We start from the raw sequence: 21,351 nt of genomic DNA on the forward strand, positions 1-21,351 counted from the left end.
ACCCCTATGCTCAAGCTGAAATCGCGCGAACGACCCTTTCCCGAGCTTTCCTATGCCAATCCGCGCCAGCCGGCGCTGACGCGCTGGTTCATCCATTCGATCGAAGGCCTGTCGGGCCGCGACCGCTACACCGCGCTTTACGATTTTTGGCGCCGCCAGGTCGTGCCGACCGGCGAGCGTGTGTTCAGCCGCATGCTCGACCTGATCGACGTCCGCGTGCGGACGGCAGATCAGTGGCCGCCAGCGCAATTGCCTGATACGCCGCTGGTGATCGTCGCCAATCATCCGTTCGGCATCGGTGACGGCATTGCCGTGCTGTCGCTGGCCGAGCAGCTCGGACGGCCGTTCCGGGTGATGATCCACAAGGACCTGCTCAAGATCCGCGAGATGGAGCCCTACTCGCTGCCGATCGACTTTTCCGAGACCAAGGACGCGCTGAAGAACAACATGGCCGTGCGCCATGAAGCGGTGCGGCTGCTGAAGGAGGGCGTCACCATCGTGGTGTTTCCGGCCGGCGGTGTCGCCACCGCGCCAAAAGGTTTTGGCCGGGCGCGCGACCTGCCGTGGAAGATGTTTCCGGCCCGTCTCGTCCAGGAGGCCAAAGCGTCGGTCATCCCGATGCATTTTTCCGGGCAGAACGGCAGGCTGTTCCATCTGGTCAGCGGCCCGATGAACATGGCTGAGAGCGACGGCCGGGTGGCGAAATTCATCGGCAAGGCCTCGGTGACATTGCGCACGTCGCTGCTCATCCACGAATTCGCGCGGTTGTCCGGCAAGGCGATCGACGTGCGTGTCGGCAAGATGCTGAGCTGGAGCGAACTGGAGCCATTGCGCGACCGCAAGGCGTTGCTCGACCGCCTTTATCGCGGCGTGTTCGACCTTGCGCCAGTCGTGAGGCGCCGCCGGATTCCGTTCCTGCCGGCGCGGACCAAGCTGGCTGCTTGAGGCAACAAACGTCCGGCTCACGAGGGGCCGAGACTCGACCGTCCGTTCAGAAAATAGTATGACACTGTAACGTTGCGGTGCTATAAGGAGGCAAGAAACGAACTTGCCATGAGAACCAGCAAACCAATCACCGTGACCCTCGGCCGCCAGCAGAGCAGCGTCGACGCACGTCTGGCCTCGGGCGCCTACGATTCCGCCAGCGAAGTCATGCGCGCGGCGCTACGCGCCCTCGATCGCGAGGAGCAGATCATCACCGCTGTTATGCACGCGAAGGTCCAGGAAGCCCTTGACGACCCGCGTCCGGACATCCCGGCAGAAGACGTCTTCAAAGCGTTGCGCGCCCATCATGCGGACCGCATGAAGGCCTCTAAGCGTGACGCATAAGGTCGTCTTCAGGCCAGCGGCTCAAGCCGACCTCTTCGCCATCTACAATTACATCGAAAACGACAGCGGGAATCGGCGTGCCGGCGACTATGTCAACCGCATAGAGGCCGCGTGTATGGCGCTGTCCACCTTCCCGGAGCGCGGGACCGTGCGCGACGCTGTTGGCCCCGGCGTCCCCATCGTCGGTTTTGAACGCCGCGTATCTATCGTTTTCCGGGTCAACGGTGACACCGTGGTCATCCTGCGTGTGCTCTACGGCGGACAGGATTATCCGGCCAGTTCAGAGGATGAAGCAGACACCTGATTCCTCTGGTAGGGATTGCGAACTGCAGTCTGGTCTAATCAGCACCTTCTTCGGGATCCATCGCCGCGGCCTCGGTGGCCAGAACCTCGATTTCCTGGTTCTGCCCGGCCACGACCGTAAAATCCTTCTGGTAGATGCGGTCGCGGTTCTTGGCGATGATGGTGTAGTCGCCCTCGGCCAGCACCATAGAGGCGAAGGCGCCGACAGTTTCCTTGATCGGATCGCCGGACTCATTGAGCAGCGACCAGGAGGTATCGGCGATCGCCTCGCCGCCGGTTTCGCGCACCAGCTTCATCGTGATCTCGGCGGCGTGGTGCTCGACGGTCGCTTCGGTCAGCTTGCCGGCCTCGACACGGATGTCGGAGCGGATGACCGCGTTGACCGCGCCATAGGTCGAGACGACATGGTAGATGCCGGCGTTGAGCCGCACGACGCTGTTGGGCTCGACATCGGGAATGATCAGCGCGCGGTCGCCATTGGCCTCGGCGGTGCCCTCGTAAATCGAAAAGCGCAGCTTCTTCGGCGGAATGCGCACGCCGCCGGACAGCACGGCGTCGAGCTTGAGGCCACCGGCGTCGAGCACGAGGCTTTCGCGCTTGGCGTCCTTGCCGACAGTGATGCGCTTGGTGGCGCCGGCCCGGCCGTAGGAGGCGTGAACCAGATAGCTGCCAGGCTCGAGCTGGAAGACGGCGGTGCCGCCATGGGAGGAGGCGACCATCGGCAATTTGCCGTTGACGGCTTCGGGCTTGAAAACCCGCCAGACGATGCCGCGCGTGATGTCGGAACCCTTGTCGGTCAACTGGGCGGACAATGTGATGGCGCCGCCGCCGCTTAGTGCCAGTGACGTCTCGCCTTTCGGCGTCGCGTAGCTCGAAATTCCCGGAAGCTTCAGGTCGCTGACACCGTCGACGTTCTGCGCCATGGCGTACGAAACCGGCGCCATGAACAGCAGGGCGCCGAGCCAGATCAGGAAAAGACGGACAGTCCCCTCAAACATGCCTTGCGTTGAAGCCCATGGCGGTGGCAATTTCAAGGCTTAAGAGTCCGATACGACTCTTCCGTCCGGCGTATCCCGCGCCAATGCCCGAGCCGCCCGAATTCCCGATGGTGCGCTTCAGCTCAAAACAGAATGTTCAGGAGACTTGCGCCCATGGCGTCGCCGATCATCGATTTCCTGCTGACCCGAAACTCCGCTCCGATCCCCGATCTGAAGCAGCCGGCGCCGAGCGATGCGGAGATCGCGACGATGATCACTGCTGCCTCGCGGGTGCCCGACCATGGCCGATTGGAGCCCTGGCGCTTCATCGTCTACCGTGGCGACGCCCGCGTCGAGATCGGCAGGCAACTGGCAGCGCTTGCAGAGCAGCGGGAGGGCCCATTGCCGGAAGGCCGCCGCAATCAGGAACTGGCGCGGTTCTCACGCGCGCCGCTGGTGATCGGCGTCGTATCTGTCCCCCGGGAGAATCCAAAAATCCCGCAATGGGAAATGTTCCTGTCGGGCGGCATGGCGGCGATGAACCTGATGATAGCAGCGAATGCGCTGGGCTATGGCACCAACATGATCAGCAACTGGTATTCGGATGTACCGGAGGGCAGGGCGCTGCTGGGGCTGGCGCCGCAGGAGCGCGTCGTCGGCTTCATCCATATCGGCTCCTATGCCGGCCCGGCACCGGAGCGGCCCCGGCCCGATCCGGCAAAGCTGTACAGTGACTATTCGGGGCCGTGGGCTGGCTGAATGTTCTACGAACCCTCAAAGGGCCACGGCCTGCCGCATGACCCTTCGAAGGCGATCGTGGCGCCGCGTCCGATCGGCTGGATTTCGACGCTGAACGGGGCAGGCGAGGTCAATCTCGCGCCATACTCCTTCTTCAATGCCGTCTCGACGCGACCGTTCATCGTCTGGTTTTCCTCGGAAGGCGAGAAGGACAGCGCCTCCTTCGCGCAGGAAACCGGCGAGTTCGTCGCCAATCTCGTCAGCCGCGATCTCGCGGAGAAGATGAACCGCACATCGGTCAACGCACCGCGCGGCGTCAACGAGTTCGTCTATGCCGATCTTGCCATGGCGCCGTCGCGCCTGGTCGGGCCGCCGCGCGTGGCGGCAGCGCCAGCTGCGCTCGAATGCAGGGTGACGGAAGTTTTTCGGCCAAAGGCGCTGGACGGATCGCCGACGAGTGCTGTGATTGTTGCCGGTGAAGTGGTCGGCGTGCACATCGACGACGCCTTCCTGACAGACGGCCTGTTCGACATCACCAAGGCCGGCAATGTCGCTCGTCTCGGCTATATGGACTATGCCAGCGTCGACGAGGTGTTTTCGATGCGCCGGCCGCGCTGGGACAAGGACTAGATATCAGGCTTGGCCAGCGCCTTGCCGGCACTCCTTCGCTGCCTGGCCGTCATGACGGTGCGCACATAGCCGGGCTCGCCGATCCGGATGCTTCCATCGGGCAGACCCAGTATGCGGTCGAGAGCGATCTCGTAGAGCCTGACGCGTTTCTCCAGGGCCTCGATCGCGATCTCCATGTCGGCGTCGCTGCCGCCGGCAATTGCCTTGGCAACGACGTCATGCGTGGCCATGCCGAACTGCATGACGATGTCGGCGACACCTTCCGGATCGAAGGTCCTGAAAGTGCCGTCTTCGATCCCTTGCCTGATGATCTTGACCAGCAGAGGTGAAAACGACGCGCTGGCGGCCAGATTGATACGGTGGAAAAGCACCAGATTCTCAGGCCGAAACATCGTCTCGAAAAGAGTCCAAGCTTCCGGCGCGGTCTCGATCTTGGCCCGCCGCGACTGGCTGAGCAGGCCATTCAGGCGGTCAAGCGGGTCTAGGCCCGGATCGTCGATTATGTCTTGCACGCCAGCCAGTGCCTGTCTTGCAAAGCGATCGGCCAAGGCTTCCAGAAGAGCCTCCTTGGAGGGGAAGTAGTGATAGAAGGCGCCCTTGGAGACGCCGGCGGACGCAATCACGTCGTTGAGGCTCGCTTTGTCATAGCCCTGCGTCAGAAAAAGCGTCTGGGCATGGTCCAGAAGTTCTTCTCGCCTGAACTCTGGATGCTTGATGACACGGGGCATGATGAACCTTCTGCACAGCTGGCTTGAATTACAGACCGTTGGTCGGTATGGTAGACCGATGGTCTAAAATTGCTAGCGCAAGTAAGCGGATATCATGAAAGGCCGATCATGATCGCGAAATTGGTCCTTCAAACATTCGTCTGGTTTGGCGCCATGGGCGCCTTGCTCTTCCTGTCGGCCGGCACGCTGCACTGGCCGGGGGCCTGGGTCTATCTGGTGGGGATGGTGGGGCTCAGTCTCACCTTGGGCGTGGCGCTGGCAAGGCGCGATCCCGGCCTGATGAATGAGCGGCTGAGTTCTCCCATCCAGAAGAATCAGGACACGGCCGACAAGGTCCTGCTGTCCATACTACTGTTCGCCATCTTTGGTTCGCAGATATTCATGGGGTTCGACGTCCGTTTCGGCTGGTCCGTGGTTCCCGTCTGGGTGCAGGTGGTCGGCGCGCTCGTCCTGCTGCTCGGAATCTGGATCTGCTATCTGACGATGCTGGAGAACAGTTTCGCGGCGCCCGTGGTGAAGATCCAGGATGAACGCGGACAACATGTGATCTCCACGGGGCCTTACAGCTACGTCCGCCATCCGATGTACGCCGGCGCCATCCTCTTCTTCGCCGGCACGGCACTTCTGCTTGGTTCCTGGTGGGGGCTGGCGTCGGTACTCGTGATCGTCGTTCTCCTGGCCATCCGCACCTTCATTGAAGAGAAGACGCTTCGCACCGGCCTGCGCGGCTATGACGACTATGTGGCCCGGGTCCGTTACCGCCTGATCCCGTTGGTTTGGTAGCAGGCGCTCAGGCGGAAACACCTGCCGCCTTTGCCCGCGCCAGAAGCCGCTCGGCTAGCCGCAGGTGCGGGCGGTCGAACATCCTGCCGTCGATGCTGACGACGCCGGGACTTCCCGCTGCCGCGAACGCGGCAACGATTGCCGCCGATTGTCTCACGGCGTCGACCGACGGCGTGAAGGCGGCGTTGATGACCGGCACCTGATCGGGGTGGATCGCCATCTTGCCGGTGAAGCCATCGCGCTCGGCCTCGGTGCATTCCGCTTCGAAGGCCGCCATGTCGCGAAAATTCGGGAAGACGGTGTCGATCGCCTCGACCTCCGCCGCACCGGCGGCAAGTATGGTCATGGTGCGAGCGTGACGGAACACGTCCGTGTAGCGGCCATGCTCGTCGCGGGCGCTGCGCGCGCCGATCGCCGCCGACAGGTCTTCAGCGCCCCAAGTGAGGCCGGCAAGCCGCGCGCTTGTCCCGGCATAGGTCGCCGCCGCGAGCACGCCTGCCGGCGTTTCTGTGATGATCGGCAGGATCTTGATCGCGCCGTCGGCCAAGCCGTTTTCGGCCTCGCGCACCCTGAGCTTTGCCGACAGGTGCTGCACATCCTGGCCGCTGTTCGACTTGGGCAGCATGATGCCGTCGGGTTTCGCTGGAACCAGTGCGGCGAGATCGTCGTCCGTCAGCGCGGTCGACAGGTCGTTGACCCTGACATAGATGGCTGAACTGGTTTGCGCCCTGCGTTCCAGGATGAAGCGCGCCGCCACCTCGCGTGCCAGCGCCTTGTTGTGCGGTGCCACGGAATCCTCGAGGTCGACGATGACCACGTCGGCGCCGACACCAAAACCCTTTTCCAGTTTCCTCTGGGAATCGCCAGGGATGAACAGCAGCGAACGCATGCGTCAGATCGCCTTCTTCAGCATCATCGCTTGCCTAGTGCATTTGGCGACGAGATCGCCATGCTGGTTGTAGGCGCGATGCTCGAATTCGACGATGCCGCGATCGGGTTTCGACCTGGACTCGCGCACCGAGATGACTGTCGTCTCAACGCGAATGGTGTCGCCATGGAAGACCGGATGCGGAAACACGGTCTCCTTCATGCCGAGATTGGCGACCGTGGTGCCGACTGTGATGTCATTGACCGAAATGCCGATCATCAGGCCGAGCGTGAACAGCGAGTTGACCAGCGGCTTGCCCCATTCGCTCTTGGCGGCGAAATCGAAGTCGATGTGCAGCGGCTGCGGGTTCAGCGTCATTACCGAAAACAGCATGTTGTCGCTTTCGGTAACGGTCTTGCGCAGCGTGTGCTGGAAGACATGGCCGACAACGAACTCTTCGAGATAAAGCCCGGCCATTTCTTTCTCCTCAGGTGCTTGACGGTGATAGGCGCTGCAAATCAGGCTCGCAAGCCAGTTAATGAACATGGTGAACGGTTCGTAAACCAATTCTGCCTACGGTCGTCAGTGGGGTCAGAAGCTTCTGACAAGGGGCGTAAGCAGGCGGGCATGGTTGTTGTTTCGCATTTCCTGAAATGGATCTACACGGCCAGGGTGTCGGAGCGCGCCGCGGCGGCGAGCGCTCTGGCCCGGGCCTATATCAATTCCGAATTGCCTTTCGAGGACCGTTGCGCCGCCGAGGCGGCGCTGACGCTGTTGCTCGACGATGCCTCGTCGAAGGTGCGGCTGGCGATGGCCGAGGCGCTGTCGATGAGCCACCACGCGCCAATGCAGATCATCAGCGTGCTGGCCTCCGACCAGCCGGAAGTCGCCGGCGTGGTGTTGGCGCGCTCGCCGTTGCTCACCGACGCCGACCTGATCAACCGCGTGGCTTCAAGTCCGAAGGCGACACAGAAATTGATCGCCGACCGGCCACTCGTCTCGATGGCGCTGTCGGCGGCCATCGCCGAGATCGGCGAGGCGGACGCCTGCGCCGTGCTGCTCGCCAACAGCGGCGCCGACATCGCCTCGCTCAGCTTCCGCCGCATGGCCGAACGGCATGGGCACCTGCCGCTGGTGCGCGAGGCGCTGATATCGGATATCAGGCTGCCGGCCGACTGCCGGCATATGCTGCTCGTCAAGCTTGGCGAAATGTTGAAAACGTCGCCACTGGTGATGGCGATGATGGGCGCGGCGCGAGCCGACCGCGTCATGCGCGACGCCTGCGTCAAGGCTTCCGTGACGCTGATCGAAGGCACGCGCCAGGAAGAACATGCGGCCCTGATCGAGCATCTCAGGCTGCGTGGCGACCTTACCGCGAGCTTTCTGATCCGCACCATCGCGCATGGCAAGGTCGATTTCTTCGGCTCGGCGCTGGTCGCGCTCAGCCAGCAATCCGAACAAAGGGTAAGGGCGCTGCTGGCCGGCGGGCACGACGTGGCCTTGCAGGCGCTGTTCCGCAGCGCCGGACTCGCCGCAGTCACCCATGCCATCATCCTGCGTGCGCTGAAGATCTGGCGCGAGGTTGCCAACGGCAAGCGCGTCGCCGGTGTGCAGGAGGTCAGCTGGCTGATGCTCAAGGAGGTGGGCGGTCAATCCGCCGAGGGTGATCTCGCCGCCTTGGTCAAGTCGATCCATCTCGACGCGCTGCGCGAAAACGCGCGAGGCCACGCGCTGGCGATAGCGGCAGCTTAACCTTTATCCCTCGCGAAAAAGTCCGGGAAATCCTCAATCGCGGCGGCGATGATGCGCAGCGATGCTGCGATTTGAAGCAATTCGCTGGTGCCGTTTCGCTCGGCGATGTTCGCTGCGTACTGCCGGGCGACGGCGACGGTCGAGGTCTGCGGATCGCTGGGGGCGCGGAAAAGCAGTTCGCGCGCCAGTCCCCTCAGGAAGTTGGCGATCGAAAGCGCGGTCTCGGATGGAATGGCATGGCTTTGGCTTGCATCGCGCAGCCGAAGGACCTCCAGGCCGACGGTGACGGCGGCGACTCCGCCGCCCAGAACCGCATCGCCCTTCTGACCGGCATTCTGCACCAGCGGCATCAGCTGGTTGATGCGGTCGTAGGCGAGGCTCTCGAAGGCCGAACGTCTCGGCACGCGCTCATGCAGGCAAAGCCGCGCCAGATCCTCGCGCATGGCGCGCACGATGCGGTTGGCCGCGAGCCACGGATCGGCGGGCAGCACGACGATGAAGACACCGATCGCCAGCAGGATGCCGACCAGGATCGACGCCGAACCGGCGAAGAAGGGTCCGGGATCGTAGGTCATCGCCTGGTGCGGGCTCAGGAAGGCAAGAAAGTTGATGGCGAAGGCCGTCGCCACGCCGACATAGCGTGGATTGGCCATGGCCAGCGCCGTCGGTACAAGGATGGGCACGACAAACAGCATGAACCAGCCGAAGCCGGGCAGGGCAGGCAATGCGATCTGGCCGACGAGAAAGGCAAACGGCAGCGCCAGAAGCGTTCCCTTGAAGAAACCCCAGGCGACCTGCACAGGGTCGGGGCGAGCAGCAAACAGGCTCGATACGACAGCAACGAGAATGACCGTACCGGCCGCTTCCGACCATTTCGTCGTCAGCCAGAAGGCCGCGACCAGCAGCGTGGCAAGGGCAGCACGCAAGGCGTTACGCGGTGCGCCGGCGTAATCGCGATGCACCACCAGCGCAGGCTGCCTGCCCCTGGCCGGGCGCGTGGCAGGCGCGCGCAGGGCGTCGAGGCCGCGCAGCACCTGCTTGAGCGCATCGGCGAAATCGGCGGCGATGGTCAGGCGGGTGATAGTGCCGACCCTGTCGTCGCCCTGATCGGTCGAGGCATCGGGCATTTGCCGGGCGTTTCCGGCAATCGCATCGAGCCGAGCCACCCACAGCGCCGTATCGTCCAGCGCGCCGGGCTTGGTCGCCAGCTCGCTGACCAGCGACTGCAGTTCCGAGCGTACCGGAATGAGCGCCGCATTCTTCGGAACGGCGTGCGAATGCAGCGCGCGTGCCGCCGACAGGGCCGAGAGCAGCTGTCCGATGGTGCGCCGGACCGGATGGGCGCGCGGCGCGAAGCTAGGCGCCTCGAGCCTGGCATAGGCGCGCATCTCGCCGAGCGTCTGGGCATCAGTGACCAGCTTTCGGTGCAGCGCGGACAGCGTTGCCGGGTCGCCGCCGGAGAACGCACCGCCGGCATAGGTGGCAAGATCGAGGATGCAACGTTTCAGGCGCGAGATGATGGCGTCGCTGGCCAGTTTCGGTAGGATCAGCCGGCTGGTCAGGCCGGCGCAGACAATACCAAGCACGATCTCGGCACAGCGCGCGACCGCGAGGTCGACGACGAGATGCGGCTGTCCGAAAGCGGGCAGGCCGATGATCATTGCGGTGTATCCGGCGAGCGCGGCGCCATAGGCTTCCGGATTGCGCAGCAGCGACGAGACGAAGGTGCAGATGCCGATCCAGACGGCAAGCACAGTCACCAGCACCCAGGGGTTGGTGCCGAAAACGGTGGTGATGCCGATCGCGGCGATGCCGCCGACCAGCGTGCCGAGCAGCCGGTAGAAGCCCTTCGCCAGCACCATGCCGGCAACCGGCTGGGCAACGATGAACACCGTCATCATGGCCCATTGCGGATGGTCGAGCTTCAGCGCATAGGCGGCCAGCAACGCGATCAGGCCGGCTGAAACGGTGCGCAAGGCAAAGATCCAGTCGGAGCGCGTCGGTTGCGTCAATCCGGCTAAACTCGTCTCGAAGTAACCTTTCAGCCGCGCCCAGGTCACATGCTCGTCTCCGCAACTGGAGCCTTGTTATGGACCGGCTGGCGGCTAGATATCCAGCACTTCCGCCGCGGCGAATTCGGCGCGTTCCTGGATGAAGCGGAAACGGGCTTCCGGCTTGGTGCCCATCAGTTCATCGACCCTGTCCTTGGTGGCTGAATCGATTTCGTTCACATCGACCCTGAGCAGCGTGCGCTTCCTTGGGTCCATGGTGGTTTCCTTGAGCTGGGCGGCCATCATCTCGCCCAGGCCCTTGAAGCGGCCCAGTTCCACCTTGCCGCGCCCGGTGAATTCGGTGCGCAGGAGCTCGTCCTTGTGCGCGTCGTCGCGGGCATAGGCGACCTTGCCGCCTTGCCTGATCGAGTAAAGCGGCGGCACGGCGAGGTAAAGGTGGCCGCCGCGCACCAGCGCCGGCATCTCCTGGTAGAAGAAGGTGATCAGCAGCGAGGCGATGTGGGCGCCGTCGACGTCTGCGTCGGTCATGATGATCACGCGGTCGTAGCGCAGATCTTCATCGCGGTACTTCGAACGCGTACCGCAGCCGAGCGCCTGGATCAGGTCCGAAATCTGTTGGTTGGCCGCCAGCTTGTCGTTGCCGGCACTGGCGACGTTGAGGATTTTTCCACGCAGCGGCAGGACGGCCTGGCTGGCGCGGTCGCGCGCCTGCTTGGCAGAGCCGCCGGCCGAGTCACCTTCGACGATAAACAGTTCTGCACCGGCCGCGGCATTCTGCGTGCAGTCGGCGAGCTTGCCCGGAAGGCGCAGTTTGCGCACCGCGCTCTTGCGCGACACTTCCTTTTCCTGCCGTCGGCGCACCCTCTCGTCGGCACGCGCGATCACCCATTCGAGCAGCTTCGACGCTTCCTGCGGGTTGTCGGCCAGCCAATGGTCGAACGGGTCGCGGATCGCGGTCTCGACAATTCGAATTGCCTCGATCGTCGCCAGCCTGTCCTTGGTCTGGCCGACGAATTCCGGCTCGCGGATGAACACCGACAGCATGCCCGCCGCCGAGATCATGACGTCTTCCGAGGTCACGATCGAGGCGCGCTTGTTACCGACGAGATCGGCATAGGCGCGCAGGCCCCGCGTCAGCACATTGCGGAAGCCGGCCTCGTGGGTGCCGCCTTCGCCGGTCGGGATGGTGTTGCAGTAGGAATTGATGAAGCCGTCGCCGCCGAACCAGGTCACCGCCCATTCGAGCGAGCCATGGCCGCCTTGTTTCTCGCTCTTGCCGGCGAAGATTTCGCGAGTCACCTGGAAGTCGTCGCCGAGCGATGCCTTGAGATAATCCTTCAGGCCCCCGGGAAAATGGAATTCAGCCTTGGCCGGCGTCTGGTCCTTTTCCTTGATCAGCGACGGATCGCAGGTCCATCGGATCTCGACGCCGCCAAACAGATAGGCTTTCGAGCGCGTCATGCGGTAGAGCCGCGCCGGTTCGAACGCCGCGCCCTTGCCGAAAATCTGCTCGTCAGGGTGGAAGCGGATCTTTGTGCCGCGCCGGTTGTGGACCTCGCCCAACTGTTCCAGGCCGGTCACGGGAACGCCGCGCGAGAATTTTTGCCGATAGAGTTGCCGTCCCCGCGCGACCTCAACCTCGAGATGGTCCGACAGCGCGTTGACCACGGACACACCGACGCCATGCAGGCCGCCTGATGTCTCATAAACCTTGGAGTCGAACTTGCCGCCCGAATGCAGCGTCGTCATGATCACTTCAAGCGCCGGCTTCTTGAACTTCGGGTGCGGATCGATCGGGATGCCGCGGCCATTGTCGGTCACGGCGAGATAGCCGTCGGCCGAGAGCTCGACATCGATGAAGGTGGCATGGCCGGCCACCGCTTCGTCCATCGAATTGTCGATGACCTCGGCGAACAGATGGTGCATCGCCTTGTCGTCGGTGCCGCCTATATACATGCCTGGCCGGCGGCGCACCGGCTCCAGCCCTTCCAGCACCTCGATATCGGCGGCGCTATAGCCCTCGCTGCCGTCCTTGGTCGAGGCAGGACGCTTGGTGGCTTGCACCACCAGTGGATCGGCCGGGCGCGCAGGGGTACGCACCGGCTGCGGCTGCTTGTCCATATTGCCGAAGAGATCGTTGTTGTCGTCCATGCCTGCCATAGGTTCCGGTGCTGCGAATCACCTCACGATACTGCCACGCTTTTCAGCGCCAAGCGACCGAGGTTCCTGTTCCGTTCGGGGATCTAGCCCCTCTTATCCCAAAACCATTCGATAACCAAGCCGGCGGAAATAGATCCGATACCAACGCCCGGGATTCCTGATTCTTTAACAATGCCGCCTAGGGTCAAGCCCAACAAAACAAGAAACTGCGGGCATCAGGGGTTTTCGGCGTGAGGGGCAAGGCCATATCGATGATCGGCATCGCCGCCGTTTTCGGGGCGATCTCGATCTTTGCCGCGGATTTCTGGGTCAAAAGCCAGGCCAAGGCCGATTCCGAAGAGAAGACGTCGTCGATTCCGGCACCTGTCGTGCCGAAGGTCGAGTTCAAGACCATCGTGGTGGCGAATGCCCCATTGCGCTACGGCATGGAGCTCGACCGCGCGCAGCTCAGCGAAATCCCGTGGTCGCAAGAGTCCGTGCCGCAGGGCGCCTTCACCACCATCAATGCGTTGCTCGCCGACGGCACTCGCGTGGTGCTGTCGCCGATGGAGATCAACGAACCGGTGCTGCTGACCAAGCTGTCCGGCCCGAACGGCCGCGCGACACTCTCCAACATGATGACGCCCGGAATGCGGGCGGTCACCATCCGCACCGACGAGATCGCCGGTGTCGGCGGCTTCGTCACGCCCGGTGACCGCGTCGACGTGGTGCTGACGCGCGATGCCGGCGAAATTCAGGAAGTGGCCAAGAATGCGCAAGGGGCCGCCGGCTCGACCATCACCTCCGAGATCGTCGTCGCCGATGCCAAGGTGCTGAGCGTCGGGCAGGGCGCCGACGAGCGCCAGACGACGCCGCAGATTTCCAATTCGGTGACCATCGAGGTGACGACAGACGGCGCGCAGAAAGTGGCGCTGGCCCGCACCGTCGGCACCTTGTCCCTGTCGCTTCGGTCCGCCAGCGAAGGCGGTGACGGCAAGAACGGCGTCACCACCATCTCCTCCTTCGGCGGATCGGTCGCCTCGGATGTGCAGGCCGCGGCCGGCTCGGTGTTCGACGCCGTCACCAAGGAGCCGGAGAAACCGAAGTTCAAGACGGTCATCGTAACGCGCGGCACAACGGCCGAGGAATACCAGGTTCCTTCGCGGGACCAGAAATAAGCCAGTGGGGACTGGGTGAGGGACGGGACAATGTTCGGGCTGTTCACATATCGGATCATGACGCGGTTGCGCGTTTTGCGTGCCGTGGCTGTCGCGTCTTCGCTGGCTGCTGCGGCGATGCTGGCCTTCGGCGTCTCGGCGGCGAGAGCCGACAACGACATCGTCTATGTGTCGTCGACCAAGAATGCGTCGATCAAGGTTGCCAAGGGCAAGCCGAAGACGATCATCACCAGTGCCGCCTTCTACCAGATCGTCATCGGCGATCCGGAGATCGCCAACGTCAATCCGCTGACCGACAAATCCTTCTATGTGCTCGGCAACAATCTCGGCACCACCGGCATTGCGCTGTTCGATGAGAAAAAGCAGCTCGTCGGCACCGTCGACATTGAGGTGACGCTCGACACAGACCAACTGGCCAGCACCATTCGCGCCAGCGTGCCAGATGCCAGGATCAAGGTCGGATCGGCCAATGGCCGGGTCGTGCTGTCGGGCGAGGCGGATGACGCGGTCGCCGCCGAAAAGGCAAACAAGATCGCAACGCGCTTTTCCGGTGCCGAGGAGGTCATCAACTCGGTCAACATCTCATCGTCGCAGCAGGTCCAGCTCAATGTCCGCTTTGTCGAGATCAACCGCCAGGCGGGTCAGGATCTGGGCGCCAAATACGCCGCCAATTTCGCCTATGGCCTTGGCGGCCGCGACGTCTCGATCGATCCGGGTACAGTGCCGGCCGCCGGCACCGGCGAGATCATCGGTCGGCTCCTGTCGAACGGCGTGTCGATCGATATCGCCATCAAGGCGTTGGAAGAGCGCGGCTTGGCGCGGCGACTGGCCGAGCCGAACCTGATCGCCCGGTCCGGCCAGACGGCGAGCTTCCTCGCCGGCGGCGAGTTCCCGATCCCGGTCTCCGAGGACAACGGCAAGATCTCTGTCAGCTACAAGAAATACGGCGTCAGCCTGGATTTCACGCCGACGGTTCTGAAAGACGGGCTGGTCAGCCTTGATATCGCGCCGGAAGTCTCCTCGATCGACGCTTCGGCCTCCTACAATATCGGCTCCATCTCGGTTCCCGGCTTCATCGTGCGACGTGCCAGAACGTCGGTCGACCTGAAGAACGGCCAGAGCTTCATGATCGCTGGACTGCTGCAGTCGCAAAACGACATCACCACGTCGCGCATTCCCGGCCTCGGCAAGATGCCGGTGCTTGGGGCGCTGTTCTCGTCGAAATCCTATCAGCGGCGCGAGACCGACCTCGTCATCATCGTAACGCCCTATCTGGTCAAGCCGGTCGATCCGTCGAAGAAGCTCGTCGAGCCAACCGATGGCACGCAGCCGGCCAGCAACGCCGACTATTTTCTCAACAACACCGAGGAAGTGAAGGATTCCGATGCCGGTCGCACCGTGGCGCTGGCAGACGGCCGCGTCACTCAACCTGCAGCGGCCGCTTCGGCTGGGCATTTCCTCGACCTGCCGAAGGATTGAAGCCATGCGTCTGGTCTTTGGATCGAGCGTCGCCTTGCTGCTGGCCGGCTTTGCCGCCGGCTGCACCAGCGACGACTATGTGCGCAGCGAAGGGCCGACGGCCGGCGCCGGAAATGCGCAGGCCGCCAACACCGTCATGCAGATGGTCGATCCCTGGAAATACGGGGTCCAGAACACCAGGCTCCTGGTGCCGGCCCAACGGGGCAGTGCCGCGGCTGTCACACCCGATCAGGCGGCCGGTGCCAAGGCGTCGCAGTCCAGCACGACCAATTGATCCCACGGGTAACTGATCCAACGGTCGATCGACCTGACAGGCTGACAGAATGGCAAACGGCATCAAGACCAGGAAGATCCTGCTCGTATCGACCGACAGGACGTTTGCGCAGGACACGCGCACCGCATTTTCCGCCTCCGAGATCATACAGCTCTCGACAGTGGAGAAGAACGTTACCGAGTTGCGCGGCGAGATCCAGGAAGCCGACTTCGGCGCCATCATCGTCGACATGGATGCGGCAAGGCTGGAGGAGGTCGAGTCGCTGCAGCGCATCATGCGCCGGCTGGAGGACAAGGTTCCTGTCGTCGTCGTCACCCAGGAGTTCAACGCGGCCGCGGTGCGTATTCTCGTGCAGCTCAAGGTCGCGGATTTCCTGGTCAAGCCGATCACCACCGCCGATCTGGTGCGCTCCGTGGTACGGGCGCTGCAAGGGCCCGGGCGGGAGGAAAACACCGAGTCGCAGATCTACACCTTCATGCCTGCGGCGGGCGGCGTCGGCACCACGACGCTGGCGCTGCAGACCGCTTTCCAGCTGCATCACTCGGTGACGCGCGGCGCCTCGACCTGCGTCGTCGATCTCAACTTCCAGCAGGGCGCCTGTGCCGAATATCTCGACCTCGAACCGCGTTTCGACATTACCGAGATCGAGAACCAGCCCGAGCGTCTCGACCGCCAACTGCTCGACGTGATGCTGTCCAAGCATGCCAGCGGACTGTGCGTGCTGGCGGCACCGGCGCATCCAGCAGAGATGCGCTCGTTCAAGACCGATGTCGTCGTGCGTATGCTGGACCTCGTTTCGGCCTATTTCGACAATGTCGTCATCGACATGCCACGCACCTGGTTCCCATGGACGGAAACCGTGCTGCTCGGTTCCAACAAGCTCTACATCGTCGCGGAAATGACGGTGCCGTGCCTGCGCCACACGCAGCGGCTGATCCAGGCGGTCTACGAGACCGCCGGCAAGGAAGTGAAGCCCAACGTCATCGTCAACCGTTTCGAACAAAAGATGTTCGATAACGGCATCAAGCAAGCGGACGTCCAGGAAATTCTCGGCGAGCATTTCGTCGGCGGTATCGCCAACAACTATCGGCTGGTGCGCGAGGCGGTCGATCGCGGCGTGCCGTTGCACGAGATTGATCCAAACGCCAACGTCATCAACGATCTGAAGAAGATCATCCTGCCGGAGGAGGCGGCCCCAACACGGGCGAAATCGCGCTCGCTGTTTGGCATGGGCCGTGAATTGCTGAAGAGGAAAGCCGGATGACCAGCCGCTTCTCCGCCCTGCAGAACCGCGATGCGCTTCCGCAGCGCGTGCCTGAGACGACGCCGGTCGCCCATCATGCCGTCGTCATTCCGACCAGCCGAAAGGCTTTGCCGGCAAAGCCGGACACAGCGCCGGCAAAGAATGCCAACAAGGTGCTCGATGCGCGCGTGCGTATCCACCGGCTGCTGCTCGAAGAGATCAATCTTGTCGCGCTGGAGCGTTTGCCAAAGGACGAGATGCGCCGGCAAGTGCATGATTTCGTGTCGGAAAAAACCAAGCAGGAGCGGATGGCGATCAACACCGTCGAACTTGACGCGCTGGTCGACGACATCGTCGACGAGATGGTCGGCCTCGGTCCGCTCGAGCCGCTGCTCAAGGACCCCGACATCAACGACATCCTGATCAACGGCCACATGAACTGCTTTGTCGAAAAGAAGGGCAAGCTGCAGCCGGTCCACATTCCGTTCAAGGACGAGGCGCATCTTCTGCGCATCGTCAACAAGATCGTCGCCGCCGTCGGTCGCCGCGTCGACGAATCGCAGCCGATGGTCGATGCCCGCATGCTGGACGGCTCGCGCTTCAACGCGGCCATCCGCCCGGTTGCGGTCGATGGACCGCTGGTGTCGATCCGCAAGTTCTCCAAGAACAAGCTCGGCCTGCACAAACTGGTCGAATTCGGCGCCATCACCCAGAACATGGCCGAAGTGCTGGCGGCGGCCGTGCATGCCCGCAAGACGACGATCATTTCGGGCGGTACCGGCACCGGCAAGACGACCATGCTCAATGCGCTGTCGGCCTTCATTCCGGAAGACGAGCGGCTGATCACCATCGAGGACGCGGCCGAGCTCCAGCTGCAGCAGCCGCATGTCGCACGCATGGAAACGCGGCCGGCCAACATCGAAGGCCATGGCGAGCTGAAGCAGCGCGACCTAGTCAGGAACGCGCTGCGCATGCGCCCCGACCGCGTCATTCTCGGCGAGTGCCGAGGCGAGGAAGCTTTCGACATGCTGCAGGCGATGAACACCGGCCACGAAGGGTCGATGGCGACCATCCATGCCAACACGCCGCGCGACGCCATTTCGCGGCTCGAGCAGATGCTTGGCATGACCGGGATGCCGATGACGGTGCAGTCGATCCGCAGCCAGATCGCCAGCGCGCTCGACCTGATCGTCCAGCTGACGCGCCTGTCCGACGGCAAGCGCAAGGTGACCAGTGTCGCCGAGGTGACCGGCATGGAAGGCGATGTCATCCAGATGCAGGAGATATTCCGCTTCGTGCGTACCGGCATGGAGGCCGACGGCAAGATTCTCGGCCACTACGAGGCGACCGGCATCCGGCCGCGCTTCCTTGAGGATTTGCGCGCCATGGGCATCGAGTTTCCCGGACGATATTTCGAACCCGGCCGGCCGCAGGAGTAGCCAAGTGTTCGATGGAATGAGCGCGATCTATGTCGTCTATGCCGCGGCCGCGCTGACCGGCATTCTGATCGCCGAGGCCTGCTATCTGCTTTATGCCGGCCGGAGCGACAAGCGCACCGCCATCAATCGGCGCATGAAGCTGCAGGAAAACAAGATCAGCCAGGAGCAGGTGCTCGTCCAACTGCGCAAGGAGCGCGGACTTGACGCGGGCACGCCGCTGTTTTCGGCGGACCGGTTTCGGGCTCTGCGAACCCAGTCGGGTATGATCATGCCGCTGTCGAAATTCCTGACGATCACCTGCGGCGTGGCGATGGCGATGGCCTTGGTCGCCATCTGGTACGGCTTGCCGCTGCTGATGGGGTTCGTCCTGTTTGTGGTGCTCATGCCGCTATTGCCGGTGCTGACTTTGCGTTTCAAGCGCAAGCGCCGGCTGAAGCGGTTCGGCATGCAATTGCCGGAGGCGCTTGAACTGATCACGCGTGGCCTGAAGGCCGGCCACCCTGTGCCGGTGGCGATCGCCATGGTGGCGCGCGAGATGCCCGACCCGATCGGCAGCGAGTTCGGCGTCATCGCCGACGAAGTGACCTATGGCTCCGATCTGGTTTCGGCGTTGAACTCGCTGTTCGACCGGGTCGGCCAGGAAGACCTGCCGCTGTTCGTCACCGCCGTCTCGATCCAGACCAGTTCGGGCGGCAATCTGCGCGAGATACTCGATGGCTTGGCGACGACGATCCGCGAGCGCGGCAAGCTGCGCCGCAAGGTGCGCGCCATTGCGACAGAAGGCCGGATGTCGGCCTACATACTGACGGCGGTGCCGGCGTTGCTGTTTGCCGCCATCATGGCACTGATGCCGGGGTTCTACAGCGACGTCTGGGGCGAGCCAAAGACCTGGTATCTGCTTGGCGGGTCGATCACTTGGCTGATGCTGGGCAACCTGATGATGTTCAAAATGTCGAATTTCAAGTTCTGACATGCAGGACTTCATCGAATTCCTCGCCTCGCTTGCGCCGACCTCGTTGATGCCGGTGGCCATCCTGCTGCTGGCGGTGGGTGCTGCCGCTGTTGCCTGGCCTGTTGTCACGGCGAAGGGCGATCGCAACGAGGTCATGCGCCGGCTCAGGGTCGACAACGGTCCCGTGGCCGCCAAACCGGAGCTGGTGCAAAAGAAGAATACCGGCGTCGTGCGCGAGAAGGCGGTGAAGCGGGCGCAGGAATTCTACGCCAGGAGCGATCCGGAAAATGTCGCCCGGCTGCGCATGAAGCTTATCCAGGCGGGCTACATGGAGCCGCGCGCTGTCGGCACGTTTTTCCTGATCCGGTTCACCGCGATGATCGGCACGGCAATCGGTGTGTTTGTGCTCAACCGCTGGATGGCCAGCCCGGACGCGACGATGGCCAGCCGCTGGACCTTCGTCATCCTGTCGGGAGCGGCCGGCTATTTCCTGCCCGGCCTGGTGCTGAGCCAGAAAGTGCGGGAACGCAGGCGTGAGTACCGCAACGGCTTTCCCGATTTCATGGACCTGATGATTGTCTGCTCGGATGCCGGCATGAGCATGGAGGCGGGCATAGAGCGCGTCTCCAAAGAACTCGCCAAGACCTATCCCGCGCTCAGCCAGAACCTGCAGCTGGTGTCGCTGGAGCTGAGGGCCGGGCGCAGCCTTGACGATGCGCTGAAGGCGCTCGCCGACCGCCTCAGCCTGGACGAGGTGCGTTCCTTCGCCACATTGCTGCAGCAGTCCAAGGAACTCGGCACCAGCCTGTCGGGGGCGCTGCGTGTCTTTTCCGACGACATGCGCCATAAGCGTATGTCGTTGGCCGAGGAAAAGGCGCACGCTTTGCCGGCCAAGATGTCGGTGCCGGTTGTTGTGTGCATCCTGCCGGTGGTGCTGATGATCGCGGCCATTCCAGTCATCGTCAAAATGACGGCGCACTAGCGAGCGCTTCACAAAAGCCCTAGCAAGGGGCTGACAACCATTGTTCTGACCGAACCCGGCTTTGCAGGTGAGAAGTCCATGCTGCTGCGCACTCTCTTGCTCGGCCTTGCCGCGGCCAGCCTGTCGCTCGCCTGGGCCGTGGCCGACGATTGCGGCGATGCCGCCGCCTTGGTGCAGCAGGCCTATCCCAAAGCTCGAAAGAACGCCGACGGCACCTCGTTCACGCTCGAACCCCACACCAGCATCGCCCTGACATTCGCGTATGGCGATCCGCCGGGGCTGGTTTGCAAGATCTGGCCCGCCCATGACGACCTGCTGTTGGTCGCAGTGCCGCTGATGGAGGGGTCCCAACCCAGCGACTACGCGCATGCCGGCGATATCGAGCTTTTGATTGTCGACAGGAAGAGCCGGCAGGTGCGCCAGCGCTTGCTCCAGCCCGGGCTGATGAATGATGATGCCATCGCCATCCGCAAGGTCGAACTTGATACCGGCCGCTATGCGCTGGCGCCCGATGTTACTGCCTTTGGCCTGCGCATCGAAATGGCGAACAATTCGCTACCTAATCCCTTCAGTGAAACCGACCTGCGGCTCTATGCCGTCGATGGCGATTCCCTGAGGATGGTGCTCGATGGCCTGGTCGTGGGCGGCAATGGCGGCGAGGGCGATACCAATTGCGCCGGATACTTTCATACTAGTCGGGTTAGCCTGGCGATGAGCCCGGCCAAACATCATGGCTACCACGACATAACGGTGGTCGAGCAAATGGATACTGACAATCCGTTGCCCGACAAGGATGGCGAGTGCCAGTCCCATCCCGGCAAGTCCGTGAGCCAAACCTACCGGCTGCGCTATGATGGCAGCCGGTATACGGCTCCTGCGGGGCTCAAAGCCCTGGAGCCGTGAGGACGCCGCTGGCTGCGACTGAAGCAGCGTGGCCTGGTGGTTAATGGCTGGTGTGCCCGAAACCAAATTTTGGTGACGTTTCGGCACCAAAGTTTAAGCGTCGCTGATATAATGTGTTTCCTGAAGAACGACCCGGCAAATCGGGCGATGAGGCAGGGGCATGCGTCACAGTAACTTCACGGCAATGGCCGCGATTTCGGCCGTCTTGATGATGTCTGGCTGTACAACGGGCGGCGTCGACACCACCAAGACCACCGCCATCCAACCGGCGGCAAAGGACATCGACACCTCCGATCTGGCGCAAGGCAAGGCGCAGTTTCGCGACGCCAATTACGGCCTCGCCGAAAAGCACTTCCGCAAGGCCGTCGAGTTGAAGGCCGACAATGCGGAGGCCTGGATGGGGCTCGCTGCTTCCTATGATGAACTCGGCCGCTTCGACTTCGCCGACCGTGCCTACGGCCAGCTTTTGAAAGTCGCCGGCCGCAAGCCGCAGATCGTCAACAATATGGGTTATTCGCAACTGCTGCGCGGCAATCGCAAGAAGGCCAAGGCGCTGCTGCTCGAAGCGAAGGCCGGCATGGCCGATCCCACCGTCGTCAACGCCAACCTCGCTCTCTTGAACAAGGGTTGACCTCGCGTCGT

General features: G+C 63.0%; 22 protein-coding genes. 16 read left to right on the forward strand and 6 right to left on the reverse strand.

The window, feature by feature from the left end; translation table 11 throughout:
- Positions 1-6: 6 nt before the first annotated feature.
- From NKK51_RS11455 to NKK51_RS11465, 3 genes are all read left to right on the forward strand, one after another.
- Positions 7-945: a lysophospholipid acyltransferase family protein gene (locus tag NKK51_RS11455; protein ID WP_023810488.1), complete on the forward strand. Its 939-nt coding sequence runs from the start codon at positions 7-9 to the stop codon at positions 943-945.
- 108 nt (positions 946-1,053) lie between these two features.
- A complete protein-coding gene (locus NKK51_RS11460; RefSeq protein WP_023810489.1) occupies positions 1,054-1,329 on the forward strand; it encodes a type II toxin-antitoxin system ParD family antitoxin in 276 nt (91 codons plus the stop codon).
- Positions 1,319-1,633, forward strand: coding sequence for a type II toxin-antitoxin system RelE/ParE family toxin (locus tag NKK51_RS11465; RefSeq protein ID WP_352552887.1), 315 nt, complete (start codon positions 1,319-1,321; stop codon positions 1,631-1,633). Before NKK51_RS11460 ends, NKK51_RS11465 begins: the two co-directional genes overlap by 11 nt.
- Positions 1,634-1,667: 34 nt before the next feature.
- Here NKK51_RS11465 and NKK51_RS11470 read toward each other — a convergent pair whose 3' ends face one another.
- A complete protein-coding gene (locus tag NKK51_RS11470; RefSeq protein WP_023810491.1) occupies positions 1,668-2,630 on the reverse strand; it encodes an RgsD C-terminal domain-containing protein in 963 nt (320 codons plus the stop codon).
- A gap of 153 nt (positions 2,631-2,783) precedes the next feature.
- Between NKK51_RS11470 and NKK51_RS11475 the strand changes: the two genes are divergently transcribed.
- Positions 2,784-3,368 carry a nitroreductase family protein gene (locus NKK51_RS11475; RefSeq protein WP_352552889.1) on the forward strand — a complete coding sequence of 195 codons (585 nt, stop codon included), beginning with the start codon at positions 2,784-2,786 and terminating at the stop codon, positions 3,366-3,368.
- Positions 3,369-3,977, forward strand: coding sequence for a flavin reductase family protein (locus NKK51_RS11480; RefSeq protein WP_128303362.1), 609 nt, complete (start codon positions 3,369-3,371; stop codon positions 3,975-3,977).
- On the opposite strand, the gene NKK51_RS11485 is transcribed toward NKK51_RS11480, so the two are convergent.
- Positions 3,974-4,705, reverse strand: a complete 732-nt coding sequence (locus tag NKK51_RS11485; RefSeq protein WP_352552891.1) for a TetR/AcrR family transcriptional regulator — start codon at positions 4,703-4,705, stop codon at positions 3,974-3,976. The two genes, NKK51_RS11480 and NKK51_RS11485, sit on opposite strands and share 4 nt — an antisense overlap.
- A gap of 108 nt (positions 4,706-4,813) precedes the next feature.
- Here NKK51_RS11485 and NKK51_RS11490 point away from each other — a divergent pair, with 108 nt between their 5' ends.
- On the forward strand, positions 4,814-5,488 hold the full coding sequence (locus NKK51_RS11490; protein ID WP_352552893.1) for a methyltransferase family protein: 675 nt from the start codon (positions 4,814-4,816) through the stop codon (positions 5,486-5,488).
- Positions 5,489-5,495: 7 nt separating this feature from the next.
- On the opposite strand, the gene NKK51_RS11495 is transcribed toward NKK51_RS11490, so the two are convergent.
- Positions 5,496-6,377 (reverse strand): HpcH/HpaI aldolase/citrate lyase family protein, encoded by an 882-nt coding sequence (locus tag NKK51_RS11495; protein ID WP_352552895.1) that lies wholly within the window; start codon positions 6,375-6,377, stop codon positions 5,496-5,498.
- Between the two features lie 3 nt (positions 6,378-6,380).
- Positions 6,381-6,833: a MaoC family dehydratase gene (locus NKK51_RS11500; RefSeq protein WP_023810497.1), complete on the reverse strand. Its 453-nt coding sequence runs from the start codon at positions 6,831-6,833 to the stop codon at positions 6,381-6,383.
- Between the two features lie 150 nt (positions 6,834-6,983).
- On the opposite strand from NKK51_RS11500, the gene NKK51_RS11505 reads away from it, so the two are divergent.
- Positions 6,984-8,108 (forward strand): DUF2336 domain-containing protein, encoded by a 1,125-nt coding sequence (locus NKK51_RS11505; protein WP_352552897.1) that lies wholly within the window; start codon positions 6,984-6,986, stop codon positions 8,106-8,108.
- Here the strand turns inward: NKK51_RS11505 and NKK51_RS11510 are convergent.
- Both NKK51_RS11510 and parE read right to left on the reverse strand, forming a co-directional pair.
- Positions 8,105-10,168, reverse strand: a complete 2,064-nt coding sequence (locus tag NKK51_RS11510) for an FUSC family protein (protein WP_352552899.1) — start codon at positions 10,166-10,168, stop codon at positions 8,105-8,107. The genes NKK51_RS11505 and NKK51_RS11510 overlap by 4 nt on opposite strands.
- A 45-nt stretch (positions 10,169-10,213) precedes the next feature.
- Positions 10,214-12,271, reverse strand: coding sequence for a DNA topoisomerase IV subunit B (gene parE, locus NKK51_RS11515; protein WP_027036837.1), 2,058 nt, complete (start codon positions 12,269-12,271; stop codon positions 10,214-10,216).
- 239 nt (positions 12,272-12,510) lie between these two features.
- Between parE and cpaB the strand changes: the two genes are divergently transcribed.
- From cpaB to NKK51_RS11560, 9 genes are all read left to right on the forward strand, one after another.
- A complete protein-coding gene (cpaB, locus tag NKK51_RS11520; RefSeq protein WP_352552901.1) occupies positions 12,511-13,437 on the forward strand; it encodes a Flp pilus assembly protein CpaB in 927 nt (308 codons plus the stop codon).
- 30 nt (positions 13,438-13,467) lie between these two features.
- Positions 13,468-14,916, forward strand: coding sequence for a type II and III secretion system protein family protein (locus tag NKK51_RS11525; protein WP_352552903.1), 1,449 nt, complete (start codon positions 13,468-13,470; stop codon positions 14,914-14,916).
- Positions 14,917-14,920: 4 nt separating this feature from the next.
- Positions 14,921-15,190, forward strand: a complete 270-nt coding sequence (locus tag NKK51_RS11530; RefSeq protein WP_127297211.1) for a hypothetical protein — start codon at positions 14,921-14,923, stop codon at positions 15,188-15,190.
- Positions 15,191-15,239: 49 nt separating this feature from the next.
- Complete coding sequence (locus NKK51_RS11535; protein WP_256748165.1) at positions 15,240-16,454, forward strand: CpaE/TadZ family protein; 1,215 nt, start codon at positions 15,240-15,242, stop codon at positions 16,452-16,454.
- Positions 16,451-17,872, forward strand: coding sequence for a TadA family conjugal transfer-associated ATPase (locus NKK51_RS11540; RefSeq protein WP_352552906.1), 1,422 nt, complete (start codon positions 16,451-16,453; stop codon positions 17,870-17,872). Before NKK51_RS11535 ends, NKK51_RS11540 begins: the two co-directional genes overlap by 4 nt.
- A gap of 4 nt (positions 17,873-17,876) precedes the next feature.
- Positions 17,877-18,842 (forward strand): type II secretion system F family protein, encoded by a 966-nt coding sequence (locus NKK51_RS11545; protein WP_352552908.1) that lies wholly within the window; start codon positions 17,877-17,879, stop codon positions 18,840-18,842.
- Position 18,843: 1 nt separating this feature from the next.
- Positions 18,844-19,806, forward strand: coding sequence for a type II secretion system F family protein (locus NKK51_RS11550; RefSeq protein ID WP_027036830.1), 963 nt, complete (start codon positions 18,844-18,846; stop codon positions 19,804-19,806).
- Between the two features lie 78 nt (positions 19,807-19,884).
- Positions 19,885-20,709, forward strand: a complete 825-nt coding sequence (locus tag NKK51_RS11555; RefSeq protein WP_352552910.1) for a PA3715 family protein — start codon at positions 19,885-19,887, stop codon at positions 20,707-20,709.
- Positions 20,710-20,869: 160 nt separating this feature from the next.
- Positions 20,870-21,340: a hypothetical protein gene (locus tag NKK51_RS11560; protein ID WP_023810509.1), complete on the forward strand. Its 471-nt coding sequence runs from the start codon at positions 20,870-20,872 to the stop codon at positions 21,338-21,340.
- Positions 21,341-21,351 lie beyond the last annotated feature (11 nt).

Source organism: Mesorhizobium sp. M0011, from assembly GCF_040324155.1.
Lineage (GTDB): Bacteria > Pseudomonadota > Alphaproteobacteria > Rhizobiales > Rhizobiaceae > Mesorhizobium.